Below are 16,305 nucleotides of genomic sequence, written 5' to 3'. Positions count from 1 at the left end.
GTAGGACGCTCTTGGCAGGCACCCAATTTCAAGATTACGCCCAGCGTGGTCTTTACCGGTTAGTGTGCTGATATGGCTCAGTCGGTAGAGCGCATCCTTGGTAAGGATGAGGTCCCCAGTTCGATTCTGGGTATCAGCACCATTAAATAGAAAGCCTCCCTGAAAAGGGAGGCTTTTTTGCATCTGTCAGTTTTCTTATATCCCCCTACATTCCCTATTCCCGCAACCCCCTCTGCTTGCAGTCGATACAGTTTATCTGCTGATTTGAGTCCTAATGTGTTACTCATTTGACTGCTATTGATGGTTTTATCCAGATATTTAACCATGATTGATTGACGTAAAACGTTTTACATGTAAAATCCGGCGCGTTTTGCCTATTACGTGGAGAAAGAGCATGGCGCAGGATAACGAATACTGTTTGGGGGCGGTACCCGCCAAAGGGCGCAAAGGGGTGCTGTCGCTGATGTTGGTGATGCTCGGCCTGACCTTCTTCTCTGCCAGCATGTGGACCGGTGGTGCGCTTGGTACCGGGCTGGTATTCGATGACTTCATCAAGGCGGTACTGATCGGCAACTTGTTGCTGGGTATCTACACCGCTTGTCTCGGTTATATCGGTGCCTCAACCGGCCTCTCTACCCATCTGCTGGCTCGTTACTCCTTTGGGGTGAAAGGTTCCTGGCTGCCATCCCTGCTGCTCGGCGGTACTCAGGTCGGCTGGTTTGGCGTGGGCGTGGCGATGTTTGCCCTGCCGGTGCAGAAGGCGACCGGCATCGATGTGAACTGGCTGATCGCTATTTCGGGTATTTTAATGACGGTAACCGTTTACTTCGGGATCTCTGCCCTGATGGTGTTGAGCTTTGTGGCCGTACCGGCTATCGCCCTGCTGGGTGGCTACTCGGTCTGGCTGGCGGTGACCTCGACCGGTGGCATGGCTGCGTTGCAGCAGGTGCAACCAAGCAATCCCATCGAGTTCACCACGGCGCTGACCATGGTGGTCGGTTCCTTTATCAGTGCAGGAACCCTGACAGCCGACTTTGTCCGCTTTGGTCGTAAACCCTGGGGCGCCGTCATGATTACCATGGTGGCGTTTTTTTTGGGCAACACGCTAATGTTCGTCTTCGGCGCTGCTGGTGCGGCCGTGACCGGCCAGGCCGATATCTCGGAAGTGATGTTGATGCAGGGTCTACTGATCCCCGCCATTCTGGTGCTGGGTCTCAATATCTGGACCACCAACGACAACGCCCTCTACGCCTCCGGCCTCGGTTTTGCCAACATTACCGGTCTCAAGAGCAAGCCGCTCAGCGTGATCAACGGCCTGATCGGTACGGCTTGTGCCCTCTGGCTTTACAACAACTTTGTCGGCTGGCTGGCCTTTTTGAGTACGGCAATTCCGCCGATCGGTGGCATTATCATCATGGATTTCCTGCTCAATCGTGAGCGTTACCGTCAGTTTGCCGATCAGCAGTTCGAGACGGTGCGCTGGCAGGCGCTGGTCGCCACGGCGGTCGGGGTGGCTGTCGGCAAGTGGCTGCCGGGCATAGTGCCACTCAACGCGGTATTGGGCGCCGCCTTCACCTATTTCATTCTGGTTCGCCTCACCCAGCGGCCGGTTCTGGTACAGGAAGCTAACAAATGCTGATTCAACATATTCGTTTGGCCGATCGGGAGGGGGTTTGGCAGATCCGCTGTCAGGATGGGGTCATCACCGCCATCGAACCCCATGACGAGCATGCCGTCGCCGGTCGGGTGCTGGATGGGGAGGGCGGTCTGGCGATCGCCCCCTTTATCGAACCCCATATTCACCTCGATACCACCCAGACGGCGGGCGAGCCGAGCTGGAATCTCTCCGGCACCCTGTTCGAGGGGATCGAGCGTTGGGCCGAGCGCAAGGCGCTGCTGACCCATGAGGATGTGAAACAGCGCGCCATCCAGACGCTGAAGTGGCAGATCGCCAACGGCATCCAGTTTGTGCGTACTCATGTCGATGTCTCCGATCCCAATCTGGTCGCGCTCAAGGCGATGCTGGAGGTGCGGGAAGAGATGAAGGAGTGGGTGGAGCTGCAGATCGTCGCCTTCCCGCAGGAGGGGATCCTCTCCTACCCCAATGGCAAGGCATTGCTGGAAGAGGCGCTCAAGCTGGGGGCCGACGTGATCGGCGCAATCCCCCATTTCGAGTTCACCCGGGAATATGGGGTCGAAAGTCTGCATTACATCTTCGAGCTTGCGGAGAAGTATCAGGTTCTGGTCGATGTGCACTGCGACGAGATCGATGACGAGCAGTCCCGCTTTATCGAGACGCTGGCGACCCTGGCCTACGAACGCGGTATCGGCCATCGGGTAACGGCCAGCCACACCACCGCCATGCACTCCTACAATGGCGCTTATGCTTCCCGCCTGTTCCGGCTGCTCAAGATGGCAGGCATCAACTTTGTGGCCAATCCGCTGGTGAACATTCACCTGCAGGGGCGCTTCGATACCTATCCCAAACGCCGTGGTATTACCCGGGTGAAGGAGATGCTGGAGGCGAACATCAACGTCTGCTTCGGTCACGACGACGTGTTCGATCCCTGGTACCCCATGGGCACCGCCAACATGTTACAGGTGTTACACATGGGGCTGCATGTCTGCCAGATCATGGGCTACGAGCAGATCAACGACGGCTTGAAGCTGATCAGCAGCCACAGTGCCCGTACCCTGAACGTGCAGGATCGTTATGGCATCGAGGTGGACAAACCGGCCAACCTGTTGATCCTGCCTGCCGACAACGGCTTCGATGCGGTGCGCCGTCAGGTGCCGGTGCGCTATTCAATCCGTCACGGCAAGGTGATTGCCCAGACCCGTCCGGCCCAGACCGAGATCCTGCTGGGTGAGCCCGAGCCGATCGATTTTCGCCGCTGAAATTTCAATCAGGCTGGATGCCGATTAGTTCCGCCTCTGGGCACAAGGGCCGCCATTGCGACATAATGGCGGCCTGACCCTGAAGGAGTGACACCATGCAAACCTGGTTCTATGTTGCTGCAGGGGGCGCCATCGGCGCCTGCCTTCGTTTTGGAATTGCCGAACTGATGGCCTTGCTGCTGGGGCGCCACTTTCCTTACGGGACTCTGGTGGTCAACGTGGTGGGCTCTTTCATCATGGGGGTAGCGTTCGCTCTCATCAGTCACGGTCATGTGGTAGAACACCCGATGAAGCCGCTGCTGATGGTGGGGGTCCTCGGTGCCCTGACCACGTTTTCTTCCTTTGCCCTCGATACGGTAGTGCTGGCCCAACATGGGGCCTATCTGAAAGCGCTGCTCAATATCGGTCTCAATCTCTTCCTCTGTCTGGCCATGGTGGTGCTGGGCATGCAGTTGGTTGCGAGCCGGGTTTAAGGTGTCCGGACGCCAGTGGCTCTGGTAAACTGGCGGCCATTCTTTGCTCTATGGGTGTTTAAGGGATGTCAGAACAAGCAACGACAACGCATTTTGGCTTTAAAACCGTGGCCGCGACCGAGAAGGAAACTCTGGTAGCAGGTGTCTTCCATTCGGTGGCAGCCAAGTATGATCTGATGAACGATCTGATGTCGTTCGGCATCCACCGCCTGTGGAAGCGCTTCACCATCGACTGTTCCGGTGTGCGCAAGGGCCAGAAGGTGCTGGATCTGGCCGGTGGTACCGGTGACTTGACCGCCAAGTTCTCCCGCATCGTCGGCGAGACCGGTCAGGTGGTGCTGGCGGATATCAACGACTCCATGCTGAAAGTGGGCCGCGACAAGCTGCGCAATCTGGGGGTCGCCAACAACGTCTCCTACGTGCAGGCCAATGCCGAGGCGCTCCCCTTCCCGGATAACCACTTCGACGTGATTACCATCGGCTTCGGCCTGCGCAACGTCACCGACAAGGACAAGGCGCTCGCCTCCATGTTCCGGGTGCTCAAGCCGGGTGGCCGTCTGCTGGTGCTGGAGTTCTCCAAGCCGGTCAGCGAAGTGATCGCCAAGCTCTATGACCTCTACTCCTTCAAACTGCTGCCGAAAATGGGCGAAATCGTCGCGAACGACAGTGAAAGCTACAAATATCTGGCAGAGTCCATCCGTATGCACCCTGATCAGCAAACCCTGGCTGGCATGATGGAAAATGTCGGTTTCGAGCAGGTGGAGTACTTCAATCTGACTCAGGGTGTGGTCGCCCTGCACCGCGGTTACAAGTTTTAAGGTTGCCTATGCCGATGGATGCCATGGTCACCGCGGTGATCGAAACCAGCCTCAACCAGTTGCTGGAGCTGGACAAACAGAGTCCGGAGCGGCTGCGCAAACTGGTGGGCAAGGTGCTCAAGCTGGAACTGCGTGAACTCAAGCCGCTCTGGTTCGTCTTCTCCGAGCGTCGACTGGATGTGCTGGCCCAGCATGAAGGGGAGGCCGATGCGGTGCTCAGCCTGTCGCTGACCGCCCTCGGTCTGCTGAAAGACCCGTCCGCTCTGACCCGCTATATCCGCGAGGAGAAGCTGGATCTGAGCGGTGATCCCCAGCTGGTACAGGCATTCAGCGTGCTGCTGGGTGAGCTGGATATCGACTGGGAGGAGGAGCTGTCGCGCTATACCGGCGACGTGCTGGCCCACACCCTGTTCAGTGGTGCCCGTCAGGCGCGTCGCCTGGTCGGTCGCGAGCTGTGCCGCACCCGCAGCCAGCTGGCGGAATATCTGACCGAAGAGGCCCGCCTCGCCCCCGGCCCGCTGGAAGTGGCGAGTTTCAACGATGACGTCGAGGTGCTGGCCCAGCAGCTCAAGGCCGTCGAACTGCGGCTGGCCCGCTTCGAACAGCAGGTGACCTGATGACCCCGAAGGAGTTCAAACGCCTCTATCGCATCATCACCATCATGCTGGAGCAGGGCATCGACGAACTGGTGCCCGCCCGCTATCAACCCTGGCCGGGTCGTCTGGCCCGTCGCTCCCTGTTCTGGCTCAAGAACAAACAACCGGATCTCAGCCGCGGTGCCCGCATCCGCCTCGCTTTCGAGGCTCTTGGCCCCATCTTCATCAAGTTTGGCCAGATGCTCTCGACCCGCCGCGACCTGTTGCCGCCGGACATTGCCGAGGAGCTGGCCCTGCTGCAGGACAGGGTGCCCCCCTTCTGTGGTCAGGCGGCGCGTCAGCAGATTGAGCTGAGCCTGGGTTGTCCCATCGAAACCCTGTTTGACGACTTCGACGAGACGCCGCTGGCGTCGGCCTCCATCGCGCAGGTGCATACCGCCCGGCTGAAGGAGAGTGGCCGCGAGATCGTCATCAAGGTGATCCGTCCCGACATCGAACCGGTCATCGAGGCTGACCTGCGGTTGATGCAGGCGCTGGCCCGTCTGGTGGCCCGCTTCGTGCCCCAGAGCGCGCGGCTGCGCCCCATCGAGGTGGTGGAGGAGTATCGCAAGACCATCCTCGACGAGCTGAATCTGATGCGCGAAGCGGCCAACGCCATCCAGCTGCGCCGCAACTTCACCGGCTCCGAGGTGCTCTATGTGCCTGAAATCATCACTGAGCTCTGCCGCGAGCAGGTGCTGGTGATGGAGCGCATCTACGGCATTCCGGTCTCCGACATCCCTGCGTTGGAAGCCAACGGCACCAACATGAAGCTGCTGGCCGAGCGCGGGGTAGAGGTGTTCTTCACTCAGGTGTTCCGCGACAGCTTCTTCCATGCCGATATGCACCCGGGCAACATCTTCGTCTCTTACGAACATCCGGAAAACCCGCTCTGGATCGGCATCGACTGCGGCATCGTCGGTACCCTCAATCGGGAAGACAAACGCTATCTGGCGGAGAACTTCCTCGCCTTCTTCAACCGAGACTATCGTCGGGTGGCGGAGCTGCACGTGGAGTCGGGCTGGGTACCGGCAGACACCAAGGTGGACGAGTTCGAGTTCGCCATCCGCACCGTGCTGGAGCCCATCTTCGAGAAGCCGCTCTCCGAGATCTCGTTCGGTCACGTGCTGCTCAACCTGTTCAACACCGCGCGTCGCTTCCATATGACGGTGCAGCCGCAGCTGGTGCTGCTGCAAAAGACCCTGCTCTATGTGGAAGGGTTGGGGCGTCAGCTCTACCCGCAGCTCGATTTGTGGCAGACCGCCAAGCCGTTCCTCGAAAACTGGATGCACGAACAGGTAGGGCCCAAGTCGGTATTGAACGCCATCAAGGAGAAGGCGCCATTCTGGGCGGAGAAGCTGCCGGAGCTGCCGGAGCTGGTCTATGAGACCCTGCGTCAGACCCGTCATCAGCAGCGTCATTTCGACCAGATGTTTGCCGAGTTCCGCCGTCACAGCCGTCGGCAGGGGCAGGCCCGCTACCTCTTAGGGGTTGGAGCCAGCCTGCTATTGGCGGGTGTATTCTTGCTGACCCAAAAACAACACATTGAGTGGGGACAAGCCAGTCTCGCCGGTGCAGCCCTCTGCTGGCTGGTCGGCTGGTTGCGAACCCGTTCCCATTAATCAACAACCGCGCCGTCAGGCGCCTGTTCTGGAGAGAAAATCATGGGTGGTATCAGTATTTGGCAATTGTTGATCATTGCAGTCATCGTCGTGCTGCTGTTCGGTACCAAGAAACTGCGCGGCATTGGCGGTGATCTGGGCGCGGCGGTCAAAGGGTTCAAGAAAGCCCTCTCCGACGAGCCGGCTGATGCCAAGGCCGAGCAGAAAGATGCCGAGTTTCCCCCGAAACAGCTGAACGAAGCGGCCACTCAGAGCAGTGAGACCGCCAAGCAGAAAGACAAAGACCAGGCCTAAGCCATGTTCGATATCGGTTTTTGGGAGCTGGTCGTTATCGGTGTGGTAGCACTGGTGGTACTGGGGCCCGAGCGGCTGCCGGTTGCCATCCGCACGGCTACCCACTGGATCCGCCTCATTCGTTCGACCGCGAACTCGGTCAAGTCCGAGCTGGAGCAGGAGCTCAAGTTGCAAGAGCTGCATAACGACCTGAAGAAGGCGGAACAGTTGCAGATGAGCAACCTGAGCCCCGAGCTGCAGGAGTCCATCGAACAGCTTAAAGCGGCGGCCCAGTCGGTCAATCGCCCCTATCAGGTGGAGAACGAGATCCGTCCGCCGCGCCCCGAGCCGGTCGCCCAGGCTGAGCCTGTCACGCCGGTGGAGCCTGCGGTGCAGCTGAGCCACGACGTGCCGCCGGTCAACAGCCAGCGGGAGAGCGAGCCGGTGCCGGTCAGCGACTCCGCAGTAAAAGGGGAGGTGAAGCCATGAGTCAGGCCGAACAACCCCTGATCAGCCATCTGGTTGAGCTGAGAACCCGTTTGCTGCGCTCCATTACCGCCATCCTCGTGGTGTTTCTGGCGCTGATCTACTTCTCCAACAACATCTACGACTTCGTGGCCCAGCCGCTGCTCAGCCAGTTGCCGGAAGGGACCAGCATGATCGCGACGGATGTGGCGACCCCCTTCCTGACGCCGATCAAGCTGACCCTGGTGGTCTCCTTCTTCGTGGCGATCCCCTATCTGCTCTATCAGGCCTGGGCCTTTATCGCCCCCGGTCTGTACCAGCATGAACGGCGGCTGATCATGCCGTTGGTGGTCTCCAGTGCCCTGTTGTTCTATGCGGGGATGGCGTTCGCCTACTACGTGGTGTTCCCGCTGGTGTTCGGTTTCTTCACCAGTACCGCACCCGCCGGGGTGACGGTGGCGACCGACATCGCCAGCTATCTGGACTTCGTACTGACCCTGTTCTTCGCATTCGGGGTGGCGTTCGAAATTCCGGTGGCCACCATACTGCTCTGCTGGACCGGCGTGACCACACCGCAAAACCTGAAGGAGAAACGTCCCTACGTCATCGTCGGGGTGTTTGTGGTCGGCATGTTGCTGACACCGCCTGATGTCTTCTCCCAGACCCTGCTTGCCATCCCGATGTGGGCGCTGTGGGAGATAGGTCTGTTCTTCGCCCGCTTCTACGTGAAGAAAGAGGATGAAGAGCAACAGGAACAACCGGATGTGGAGAGCTGAGGCTCTGTTCGTCACCTGTTTGCCAGACGGTGAGAGGATGACGAAGTCCGCAGGAATAGCAGAACGAGGGGAGCTGAGGCTCCCTTCCTCTTTTCATGCTCCCGTTCGAGGCGTATGGTAAGACCCCATTCGGTAGATGGTTTTCAAATACCTGATATGTATTCCTTTTGTTCGGAACGTCTCATCCCATGATCGATATCGGTTTAAACCTGACCAGCAGCCAGTTCGTCGGTGAACAGCCTGAGCTGGTGGCCCGCGCCCGTGCCGCCGGAGTGGAGGCGCTGATCCTCACCGGTACCGATCTGGCTGGTAGCCGCGAGAGCGCCGAGTTGGCCGCCCGCTGGCCGGGCTACTGCTTCTCCACCGCCGGGGTACACCCTCACGATGCCAAGAGTGTCGATGAGGCGACCCTGCCCGCCTTGCGCGAGCTGGCAGCCTTGCCGCAGGTGGTGGCCATCGGCGAGTGCGGCCTCGATTACAACCGCGACTTCTCCCCCCGTCCGGTACAGGATGCGGTATTCGACGCCCAGCTGGCACTGGCTGCCGAGCTCGGGATGCCGGTGTTTCTCCACTGCCGCGATGCCCACGCCCGTTTTATCGAGATCCTCCGTCCCTGGTTGCCGAAGCTGCCGGGAGCCGTGCTGCACTGCTTCACGGGTTCCGACGAGGAGCTGGACGAGTGTCTGGCGCTGGGGCTGCATATCGGGGTGACCGGCTGGCTCTGCGACGAACGCCGCGGCCAGCTGCTGCGCGAGCAGGTGGCGCGTATTCCGGCCGGCCGCCTGATGATCGAGACCGACGCCCCCTATCTGGTGCCGCGGGATCTGAAACCGCGCCCGAAACGCAACGAACCTGCTTTTTTGCCGCACATCGCCCAGGTGGTGGCGGCCTGTCGTGGTGAAGCGCCCGAGGCCTTGCTGGCCCACACCCGGGCCACCTCCGCCGCGTTCTTCCAACTTCCTCTCCAGGAGTGATTCATGGCTACAACTCTTCCGGGCGCCTTTCCGGGCCGCCGCCTGCGCCGTCTGCGCAAACATGATTTCAGCCGTCGTCTGGTGCGCGAGAACGTACTGACCGTCAACGATCTCATCTATCCGGTGTTCGTGCTGGAGGGGGAGAACCGTCGGGAAGCCGTTCCCTCCATGCCGGGGGTGGAGCGTCTCTCCATCGATCTGCTGCTGATCGAGGCTGCCGAGCTGGTGGAGCTGGGTGTGCCCGCTATCGCCCTGTTCCCGGTGACCCCGCTGGAGAGCAAGAGCCTGATGGCGGAAGAGGCCTACAACCCGAACGGACTGGCCCAGCGCACCGTGCGTGCCCTCAAGGCCCGCTTCCCGGAGCTGGGGGTCATCACCGACGTGGCGCTCGATCCGTTCACCACCCACGGTCAGGACGGCATCATCGATGACGAAGGCTATGTGCTGAACGACATCACCACCGAGATCCTGATCAAGCAGGCGCTCTCTCACGCCGAAGCCGGGGTCGATATCGTGGCGCCGTCCGACATGATGGATGGCCGCATCGGTGCCATCCGTGCGGCACTGGAAGAGAACGGCTTCATCAACACCCAGATCATGGCCTACTCCGCCAAGTACGCCTCCTGCTACTACGGCCCGTTCCGCGATGCGGTCGGCTCTGCCGGCAACCTCGGCAAGAGCAACAAGGCTACCTACCAGATGGACCCGGCCAACAGTAACGAAGCCCTGCACGAAGTGGCGCTGGATATTCAGGAAGGGGCCGACAGCGTGATGGTCAAGCCGGGTATGCCCTATCTGGACGTGGTTCGTCAGGTGAAGGATCAGTTCGGCGTGCCGACCTTCGCCTATCAGGTGAGCGGCGAGTACGCCATGCACATGGCGGCGATCCAGAACGGCTGGCTGAAAGAGAGGGAGACCATCATGGAGTCCCTGCTCTGCTTCAAGCGGGCCGGGGCCGACGGCATCCTTACCTACTTCGCCAAGCGCGTGGCGCAGTGGCTGAAGGAAGATGCCCGTTAAATCGGGTTGAAGAGATAAACGAGAGGGGGAGCCGATGGCTCCCCCTCTGTCGTTACGGCTCTCTTTTTGTCGCGAGCGGCTGATTACAGCTTGATCCAGGCATCGCTCCAGTGGCTGCCGGTACCCGGTGCATAGTGGCTGGCCGAGCCGCCACACCAGCCGCTGTAGGGCCAGGGTTTGCACTCGTAGTTGTCACCGGCAAGGCTGACCCGCTCACCACTCTGATAAGCCGTGCCTGCCACATAGGCCGGGTAGCTGCCGTTATTGCCGTCACCGTCACTGCCCTCACCCGGTGCCTGTTCCACCAACGCCAGGGTGAAGCGGCGCTCGAAGCCCTGCTTGCTCCCCTCTGCCATGCCCGCCAGCAACAGCTCGTAACTGCCAGCCGCTAGGCCCGACTGCGTCAGCTGCAGGGAACCCTGACCCTCGATCAGGGCGCTGCCGGTGGCGACCGGATTGCCATCCTGCAACAGGGTTGCGGTGACGGTCACCGGGTTGGCGGTGGTCAGCGTCAGGCTGACGTCGAGCGTGCCGTTGACGATGAGATATTCGGCCGCCAGATCGGTAACGGTGAAGTCACTGCTGCTACCGGTCGTGCGCAGAATGAAGTCTCCGCTCAGGTAGGTCAGACCGGTCCAGCCGGAGCTGGTCAGCCAGTGCTTGCCATTGGTCTGATAGACGTTGGGCAACTGGGTGCACTGGTTGTTGTCATTGACGAAGCCGATACCGTAAAAGCCCGCCACATTCTTGTAGCAGAGCGGGCGACCATTCTGGTGCAGTACCGGCTGATCCAGCTTGCCCTTGTGGTGGAGTGACAGCCAGTCAAACTGGTTGATGGCCGAGACCAGCGGCACAAACTGGCCATCGGGCTGACGATAACGGATCAGGGAGCCGGCATCACAGCGCAGACCATCAGCCTGCTGTTCGACGTAGCCGTAGTACTGCTCGCCATCCTGGAAGGTGAACCGGCAGAGATTGCGTTTCTCCGACTCTTTTGGGATCCCGCCCATCAGCAGTCGCTCCTGATTGTTCAGGGCCGCCAGCTGCCCGGCACTGAAGTCGCTGCCGTTGGCCACCCAGCCTTGCGGCATGGTGGAGAATTGCATGAAGTAGTGGTCGGTATAGTACATGTGGCTGTCAGCGCGGTGCTTGCGAGCCCCCTGGCTGACCGAGTTGTAGCGATAGATGTCGTTTTCTGGCTTGTGGAAGCCGTTGAGATCATCGTCCAGATAGGGCAGGTCGCCCTTGCGGATATGGTAGTTGGCCATGCCCGTCATCAGGGGATGCCAGCCGTGGCTGCCACGGGCAAACGCGCTCTCATGGCTGTAGGACTTCCCATCGAAGCCGTGGCCAAATTCGTGGGCAATGATGCCCCAACTGCCGTAGTAGTGGCTGACAAAGTTAAAGGTATCGACCCCGGTGATGCCACCACTCCCCAGCCCGCCCCCCATGGCGGTGATCCCCAGGTTGAGGGTGGGGCGCTTCATCAGGCTGTGGTAGTAGTGGTCATAGTCGGCTGCCGTAAAGATCCCGTTCGGCACATAGCTGTTGCCGCCATTGCCGAACATCTCGTAGCCGTTCACCGCCTTGAAGTTGTACCAGACGTGCTTGAACTCCTCGGTCGAGACCATGTAGGCCAGGTTGGTGGCCATGATCAGCCACTCACGGGCGTAGAGGGCATTGATAGGACGCCAGGAGCCGCTGGTGTTGGTGGCGAAGCGCACGTTCCAGTTTGGCTTGAGGCGTGCCAGTTTCTGGGCAAACAGGTCCGAGTTGGAGCTGAACTTGTGTTCAAACTGGGTAGACAGGTTGATGTCGCTGATGAGCAGGTTGTTGAGGTCGAATACACCATCGCGGTTGGCACTGTTGAAGCGTCCTTGCTCACCAAAGGCGCTCAGGGGCAGGGTGATCTGTGCATAGGCCGGCAGGCGATCGATCTGACCCAGGATCAGCCACTTGTTGATGCCGTTCAGGCGCGACTCGATATTGATGTCATGCAGCTCTCTGGCGGCATAGTTGGTGATGCGCGCAGTGTCGTTATCAAGCAGCTCGGTCTTGACCAGCGAGTTGATGTTGACCGAACGCTGGGCGCGATCGATCAACACCTCGTAGGGTTCATCATTGCGCAGTATGTAGCTGACTGCGGCCGGCATCAGCTGATCGAAGGTCAGCGGGCGAGCCGGCAACTGCTCGTCGGCCGTGAAGCTGATCTCCTTGCTCAGCAGCTGGTTGAAACCCAGGCCGCGCTGGTTGGCGGTGACAAGCGCCGAGCCCGCCAGCTGGAGATCTTTCAGCGCCGTCACGGGCTGCTGGTTGATCTCCCGAACAGTAAAGGTCGGGTGCTTGAACTGAAAGTCGTTGGCGATCAGGGTATCGGCATCATGCCACTCGATGCGGTCCTTGAAGTTCACCACCAGTCGATCGCCATCCATGTCGATTTTTTGCAGATTGCTGTCGGCGATCACCTGCTCAGGCGCCAGCGGGGTGTTGCTGGCGATGGCATCAGCCAGTTTGCGCAGGTCGTAGATGTAGTAGTTTTTGCCGGCGGTATGGGCCAGCAGATAGTCACCCACCTGATGGAGTTGCACCAGACGGTGGCTGTATTTTCCTTCAAAGGCGAGCCGACCGGCGATGGGAGTCTTGAGACTGTTCTCCGGTGTCACATCCTGCTGGCGGTAGACCTTGATCTCGCTCAGCGCATCGGCCACCAGCACGTAATCTTGATTGGCAAAGACGGCCTGGGCGCGGTGCAGACTGTTGCTGCCGGCATCCCGGCCGGTTCCCAGAGTGGTGACATGGCGATGTTCATCGGCCAGATCGAAGATATCGACCCGGTGCGAGTAGCGCGAGACCACGTAGAGCAGGTTGTTGCGGACAAACAGTTCACTGACCTGGTTGTAGGCCGTGGCATTGCCGGTTTCGGTGCCGCGGATCTCGCCAATCTGCTGGCGGCTCGGGATATCGATAATGGCCACATGGCCCGGATTGCCGTTCTGGCTGACATAGAGCCGATCCTGATAGCGCTCGACCGCCGTGATCAGGCTGGCGTCCAGCCTCAGCTGGTCGGCCGTCAGCTCCTCGCCTTTGTCCAGATATTGCAGCGAGGTGGCAAACGAGTTGACGCTGCAGGAGCTGGTCTCCATCACCACCCGGGTGCGTTCGCCATTCTGGATCTGGCCGTGGGGGAAGTACTCCAGCAGACAGCCGTTGCCGTAGTCATAGTTGCCAAAGCGTTTGTTGACCGCTACGACCCCACCGTCGTACCAGGTCAGCTCCCACTCCTCATCGAAGAAATCAAAGACGTTACGGATGGCTGTTTCATCGAAGAAGGTGGGTTTGGGCAGATCGAACTGGATGTAATTGTCTGCTGTCAGCGGGTAGAGCAGCCCATTGATGGCAAGGTGGCGTTTGCCATCCTTGATGATCACGTTCTGCTCGTCAGCCGCGCTCTGGTGCAGCGCGGCGAGGCGCGCCGTCATCTGCTGGTAGTGATCCTGATAGGTTTGCTTGAAATAGGCTTGTTCGCGCTCATCGGCGACGGCGTGGGCCGACAGTAGCAGGCCGAGCAGGGCGGCAAGCTTGGTGGTTCTTGGCATGGTGATTTCCTTATCCTGGTTGTTGTTGGATGTTTTTTGGTGGTTGGCAAGCATGTAAAAGAGAGGGGCTAACCCGTCCGGGTCAGTGCATCCTGCCCATCGGCAGTGTGGCCGACGGGCAGGATATGGGCGGGGGCCTGTCGGCCCCCGTTAGTGGTTGGGGCAAGGTCAGAGCTTGATCCAGGCATCGCTCCAGGCGCTGCCGGTACCCGGCGCATAGTGGCTGGTCGAGCCGCCACACCAGCCGCTGTAGGGCCAGGGTTTGCACTCGTAGTTGCCACCGGCATTGCTGACCCGATCACCGGCCTGATAGCTGGTGTTGGGGGCATAGGCCGGGTAGTCACCTTCGCCACCGCCGCTGCTCTCTTCGGTCAGCGCAACCGGGAAGCGCTGTACCACCGGTTGTTGGCCATCTGCCAGACCGGTGATCACCACGTCGTAGCTGCCATCGGTGACACTGCTGCCCTGCAGTACCAGGGTGCTGGTGCCGTTCACCTGGCTGCTGGTGTTACCGTGGCTGCGGCCGCTCTGCTCCAGAGTCGCGGTGATCTGTACCGGGTTGGCGGTGGTCACGTTGAAACGGATGCTGACCTGACCGTTGACTATGGTGTACTCGCTCGCCATGGCGCTGACGGTGAAGTCGCTACTGCCTTCGGCGGGTGGCGTTGTGCCGCCGCAGTCGCTGTCGCCCTGTACGCGCCAGACGCCCCAGTCACCCGTGGTGCCCGGCTCTTCGTTCTGGGTCCACCAGCCTGCCAGCCAGTTCTTGCCGTTGTGGCTGACGATGTCGCCACCCACGTAGACCTTCTTGGCATCCCAGCTGTTTTCACAGACGGCGCCCTGCTCCCTGACGGTTACGTTGCGCTGCTGGGTTACCTGCTGACCGGCGCTGTCGCTCACCTGATAGGTGAGGGTGTAGCGGCCGACCTTACTGCTGTCGACGCTGCCGCTGACCTTAATCTCGCGGGTCAGATCGCCATCTTCCTCATCGTGGGCGCTGACGCCGGTCATCGGATCGAAAGCGGTACCCAGCTCCAGCGTGGTGTCGGTGACGCCGCTGAATACCGGCTTCATGCTGTAGACCTCGATGGTGCGTACCTGCTCGGTGACGTTGTTGTCGCGATCGCTCACCTTGTAGATGAGGGGGTAGAGCCCGATGCGTTGGGTATCGACATTTCCATCCACCAGGATCTGGTCTGTCAGATCACCATCTTCCTTGTCGCTGGCGCTGACCCCGGCCTGCGGATCAAAGGCGGCGCCCTGCTTGATACGGGTATCGCTCAGGCCGCTGAACACCGGCTTGCCGTTGTCGTCCGGCGGCGTGATCTCCTGATCGTGGATGAAGGGGCCGTAGCTCTTGATGAAGGATTCGTTGTAGGACTGACCGGCAGCGTTGCGACCCATATCCCAGTTGATGGACCAGGTCATCACACCGCGCAGCGGCTGCCCCTCGCTCTTCAGGCGGTTGAAGGCGTTGTAGAGCTTCTGCGGATCCTGCACATAGCCGGTGGCGGCGGCGTCAATGTTGGTCGGAATGCCGAACACCAGCTTGTTATGGGGGATCTTGTAGAAGCCGCGGGTGCCGTTGCTCAGCGAATCCGCCATGTAGTAGATGAACTCTTCTTTCAGGGCATCGTTGTTCTGAGCAATCCAGCCGATGCCATCGATGTAGATACCGTCGCCACCCTGGTTGTAGAACTGGGGATTGATCCAGTCGTAGTAGCCTTCCAGATTGCGGATATAGGGGATGTAGGCGCCAGTCTGGGTCAGATAGGGGAACTCCGGCGCCATGGTGATGAGGAAGTTTTTTCCTTGGGCGCCGTAGTGATCCTTGACCAGACGCAGGGCCGCCGGGATCACTGTCTGGTTGTCGGCGGCAGTGATGGCGGCCTGTTCCAGATCGATATCCAGCCCGTCGAAGCCATAGATCTCCACCAGACGGATTATCTCGTCGGCAAAGGCCTGCTCCTGACCCTTACGCAGCTCGATGTGCGCATCGGCACCACCCAGTGCCAGCAGCACGGCACGGCCCTGACGATTCAGCTCGGCGATCTGCTCGATAAACTGGCTTTCGCTCATGCCGATAGCCGGGTCGAGCTTGAAGGTGGGGATGGGATCGCTGCCATAGACCTTCATAAAGGAGACATCGACCACATTGTATTGCGGGTTGACCTGATCGAGCTTGACGCAGGGGGCGATACCGCCCTTGTAGCCCGAGCCGTCACACCAGTTGTGCCAGTAACCGACAACGACACCGGATTGGGGGTTGATCATAGCCTGACCGGCCGAGGCGGCCTGCGCCATGGGCGCACCCATGCCGAGCAGGCAGCCCAGCAGGGATAACTTCAATTTGTTCATCTTGATATCTCCATACGGTACAAACGGAGCGAACAACCGTGGTTGCACACTCCCGGGGGCAGCCCCGCTGTCATAGGTGTTTTCCCTTAGACCGGTGGCTTTGCGTCGCGCCCTTTCGGGTCACTTTGCCTTTTTCACCCGATTACTGTGCAGCACAGAGAATCAAGTGACCTGCATGGCAGGTTGCTTATGATAGATGCTTGAAAATAAATTAATCAATATTTGTTTTTGATTCTAATTAACTGAAAAATATTGATAATTTGTTACATCACCCACATTTTGTCAGTATCCATGATTGAGCATGACGGTACTTGGCTGGCAGCGGTGGCGCCGGTAAATGGCTACTTTTTATCCCTTTAAAGTAGTGGGTAAGAGCCAAAAAAAGGTTCATCGCGGC

Annotated in this window: 13 protein-coding genes, 1 tRNA gene and 1 riboswitch; of the genes, 12 read left to right on the top strand and 2 right to left on the bottom strand. The window is 59.7% G+C overall.

The features are described from left to right. The first annotated feature begins 66 nt into the window (after positions 1–66). The 12 genes from BN1117_RS14530 (at position 67) to hemB (ending at position 9,954) form a co-directional block, all read left to right on the top strand. Positions 67–142: transfer RNA gene (locus BN1117_RS14530), tRNA-Thr, on the top strand. A 252-nt stretch (positions 143–394) separates the two neighbouring features. Beyond that, the gene (codB, locus tag BN1117_RS14525) at positions 395–1,639 is read left to right on the top strand and encodes a cytosine permease (RefSeq protein WP_005342374.1); all 1,245 of its coding nucleotides are present in this window, start codon (positions 395–397) and stop codon (positions 1,637–1,639) included. Then, complete coding sequence (locus BN1117_RS14520; RefSeq protein ID WP_040098494.1) at positions 1,633–2,898, top strand: cytosine deaminase; 1,266 nt, start codon at positions 1,633–1,635, stop codon at positions 2,896–2,898. The genes codB and BN1117_RS14520 overlap by 7 nt, the downstream gene beginning before the upstream one ends. A gap of 95 nt (positions 2,899–2,993) precedes the next feature. Beyond that, a complete protein-coding gene (gene crcB, locus BN1117_RS14515; protein ID WP_040098493.1) occupies positions 2,994–3,371 on the top strand; it encodes a fluoride efflux transporter CrcB in 378 nt (125 codons plus the stop codon). A 65-nt stretch (positions 3,372–3,436) separates the two neighbouring features. Beyond that, positions 3,437–4,189, top strand: coding sequence for a bifunctional demethylmenaquinone methyltransferase/2-methoxy-6-polyprenyl-1,4-benzoquinol methylase UbiE (gene ubiE, locus BN1117_RS14510; RefSeq protein WP_005342396.1), 753 nt, complete (start codon positions 3,437–3,439; stop codon positions 4,187–4,189). An 8-nt stretch (positions 4,190–4,197) separates the two neighbouring features. Beyond that, entirely contained in the window at positions 4,198–4,806 is a 609-nt protein-coding gene (locus BN1117_RS14505) for a ubiquinone biosynthesis accessory factor UbiJ (protein ID WP_040098491.1), read from the top strand. Then, positions 4,806–6,446, top strand: a complete 1,641-nt coding sequence (ubiB, locus tag BN1117_RS14500; RefSeq protein ID WP_040098489.1) for a ubiquinone biosynthesis regulatory protein kinase UbiB — start codon at positions 4,806–4,808, stop codon at positions 6,444–6,446. Before BN1117_RS14505 ends, ubiB begins: the two co-directional genes overlap by 1 nt. 42 nt (positions 6,447–6,488) lie before the next feature. After that, positions 6,489–6,740 carry a Sec-independent protein translocase subunit TatA gene (gene tatA, locus BN1117_RS14495; RefSeq protein ID WP_005339385.1) on the top strand — a complete coding sequence of 84 codons (252 nt, stop codon included), beginning with the start codon at positions 6,489–6,491 and terminating at the stop codon, positions 6,738–6,740. Positions 6,741–6,743: 3 nt separating this feature from the next. Then, complete coding sequence (gene tatB, locus BN1117_RS14490; protein ID WP_019446666.1) at positions 6,744–7,208, top strand: Sec-independent protein translocase protein TatB; 465 nt, start codon at positions 6,744–6,746, stop codon at positions 7,206–7,208. Next, a complete protein-coding gene (gene tatC / locus BN1117_RS14485; RefSeq protein WP_040098487.1) occupies positions 7,205–7,960 on the top strand; it encodes a twin-arginine translocase subunit TatC in 756 nt (251 codons plus the stop codon). Before tatB ends, tatC begins: the two co-directional genes overlap by 4 nt. A 188-nt stretch (positions 7,961–8,148) precedes the next feature. After that, positions 8,149–8,934, top strand: coding sequence for a TatD family hydrolase (locus tag BN1117_RS14480; protein WP_040098485.1), 786 nt, complete (start codon positions 8,149–8,151; stop codon positions 8,932–8,934). Positions 8,935–8,937: 3 nt separating this feature from the next. Continuing rightward, positions 8,938–9,954, top strand: coding sequence for a porphobilinogen synthase (gene hemB / locus BN1117_RS14475; protein WP_040098483.1), 1,017 nt, complete (start codon positions 8,938–8,940; stop codon positions 9,952–9,954). An 83-nt stretch (positions 9,955–10,037) separates the two neighbouring features. On the opposite strand, the gene BN1117_RS14470 is transcribed toward hemB, so the two are convergent. Next, a complete protein-coding gene (locus tag BN1117_RS14470) occupies positions 10,038–13,550 on the bottom strand; it encodes a hypothetical protein (protein ID WP_040098482.1) in 3,513 nt (1,170 codons plus the stop codon). A 168-nt stretch (positions 13,551–13,718) separates the two neighbouring features. Next, positions 13,719–15,908 carry an immunoglobulin-like domain-containing protein gene (locus BN1117_RS14465; protein WP_040098480.1) on the bottom strand — a complete coding sequence of 730 codons (2,190 nt, stop codon included), beginning with the start codon at positions 15,906–15,908 and terminating at the stop codon, positions 13,719–13,721. Positions 15,909–15,962: 54 nt separating this feature from the next. Further along, positions 15,963–16,048: riboswitch (cyclic di-GMP riboswitch) on the bottom strand. Positions 16,049–16,305: the final 257 nt, after the last annotated feature.

Source organism: Aeromonas australiensis (genome assembly GCF_000819725.1).
Classification (GTDB): domain Bacteria; phylum Pseudomonadota; class Gammaproteobacteria; order Enterobacterales; family Aeromonadaceae; genus Aeromonas; species Aeromonas australiensis.
Note: the sequence above shows the minus strand (reverse complement) of the source record. Positions and strands in the feature narration are given on the sequence as shown.

What these genes read in the sequence shown, in the direction of transcription:
- codB (WP_005342374.1), top strand. Translation starts at nt 395, where the DNA reads ATGGCGCAGGATAACGAATACTGTTTGGGGGCGGTACCCGCCAAAGGG.
- BN1117_RS14520 (WP_040098494.1), top strand. Translation starts at nt 1,633, where the DNA reads ATGCTGATTCAACATATTCGTTTGGCCGATCGGGAGGGGGTTTGGCAG.
- crcB (WP_040098493.1), top strand. Translation starts at nt 2,994, where the DNA reads ATGCAAACCTGGTTCTATGTTGCTGCAGGGGGCGCCATCGGCGCCTGC.
- ubiE (WP_005342396.1), top strand. Translation starts at nt 3,437, where the DNA reads ATGTCAGAACAAGCAACGACAACGCATTTTGGCTTTAAAACCGTGGCC.
- BN1117_RS14505 (WP_040098491.1), top strand. Translation starts at nt 4,198, where the DNA reads ATGCCGATGGATGCCATGGTCACCGCGGTGATCGAAACCAGCCTCAAC.
- ubiB (WP_040098489.1), top strand. Translation starts at nt 4,806, where the DNA reads ATGACCCCGAAGGAGTTCAAACGCCTCTATCGCATCATCACCATCATG.
- tatA (WP_005339385.1), top strand. Translation starts at nt 6,489, where the DNA reads ATGGGTGGTATCAGTATTTGGCAATTGTTGATCATTGCAGTCATCGTC.
- tatB (WP_019446666.1), top strand. Translation starts at nt 6,744, where the DNA reads ATGTTCGATATCGGTTTTTGGGAGCTGGTCGTTATCGGTGTGGTAGCA.
- tatC (WP_040098487.1), top strand. Translation starts at nt 7,205, where the DNA reads ATGAGTCAGGCCGAACAACCCCTGATCAGCCATCTGGTTGAGCTGAGA.
- BN1117_RS14480 (WP_040098485.1), top strand. Translation starts at nt 8,149, where the DNA reads ATGATCGATATCGGTTTAAACCTGACCAGCAGCCAGTTCGTCGGTGAA.
- hemB (WP_040098483.1), top strand. Translation starts at nt 8,938, where the DNA reads ATGGCTACAACTCTTCCGGGCGCCTTTCCGGGCCGCCGCCTGCGCCGT.
- BN1117_RS14470 (WP_040098482.1), bottom strand. Translation starts at nt 13,550, where the DNA reads ATGCCAAGAACCACCAAGCTTGCCGCCCTGCTCGGCCTGCTACTGTCG.
- BN1117_RS14465 (WP_040098480.1), bottom strand. Translation starts at nt 15,908, where the DNA reads ATGAACAAATTGAAGTTATCCCTGCTGGGCTGCCTGCTCGGCATGGGT.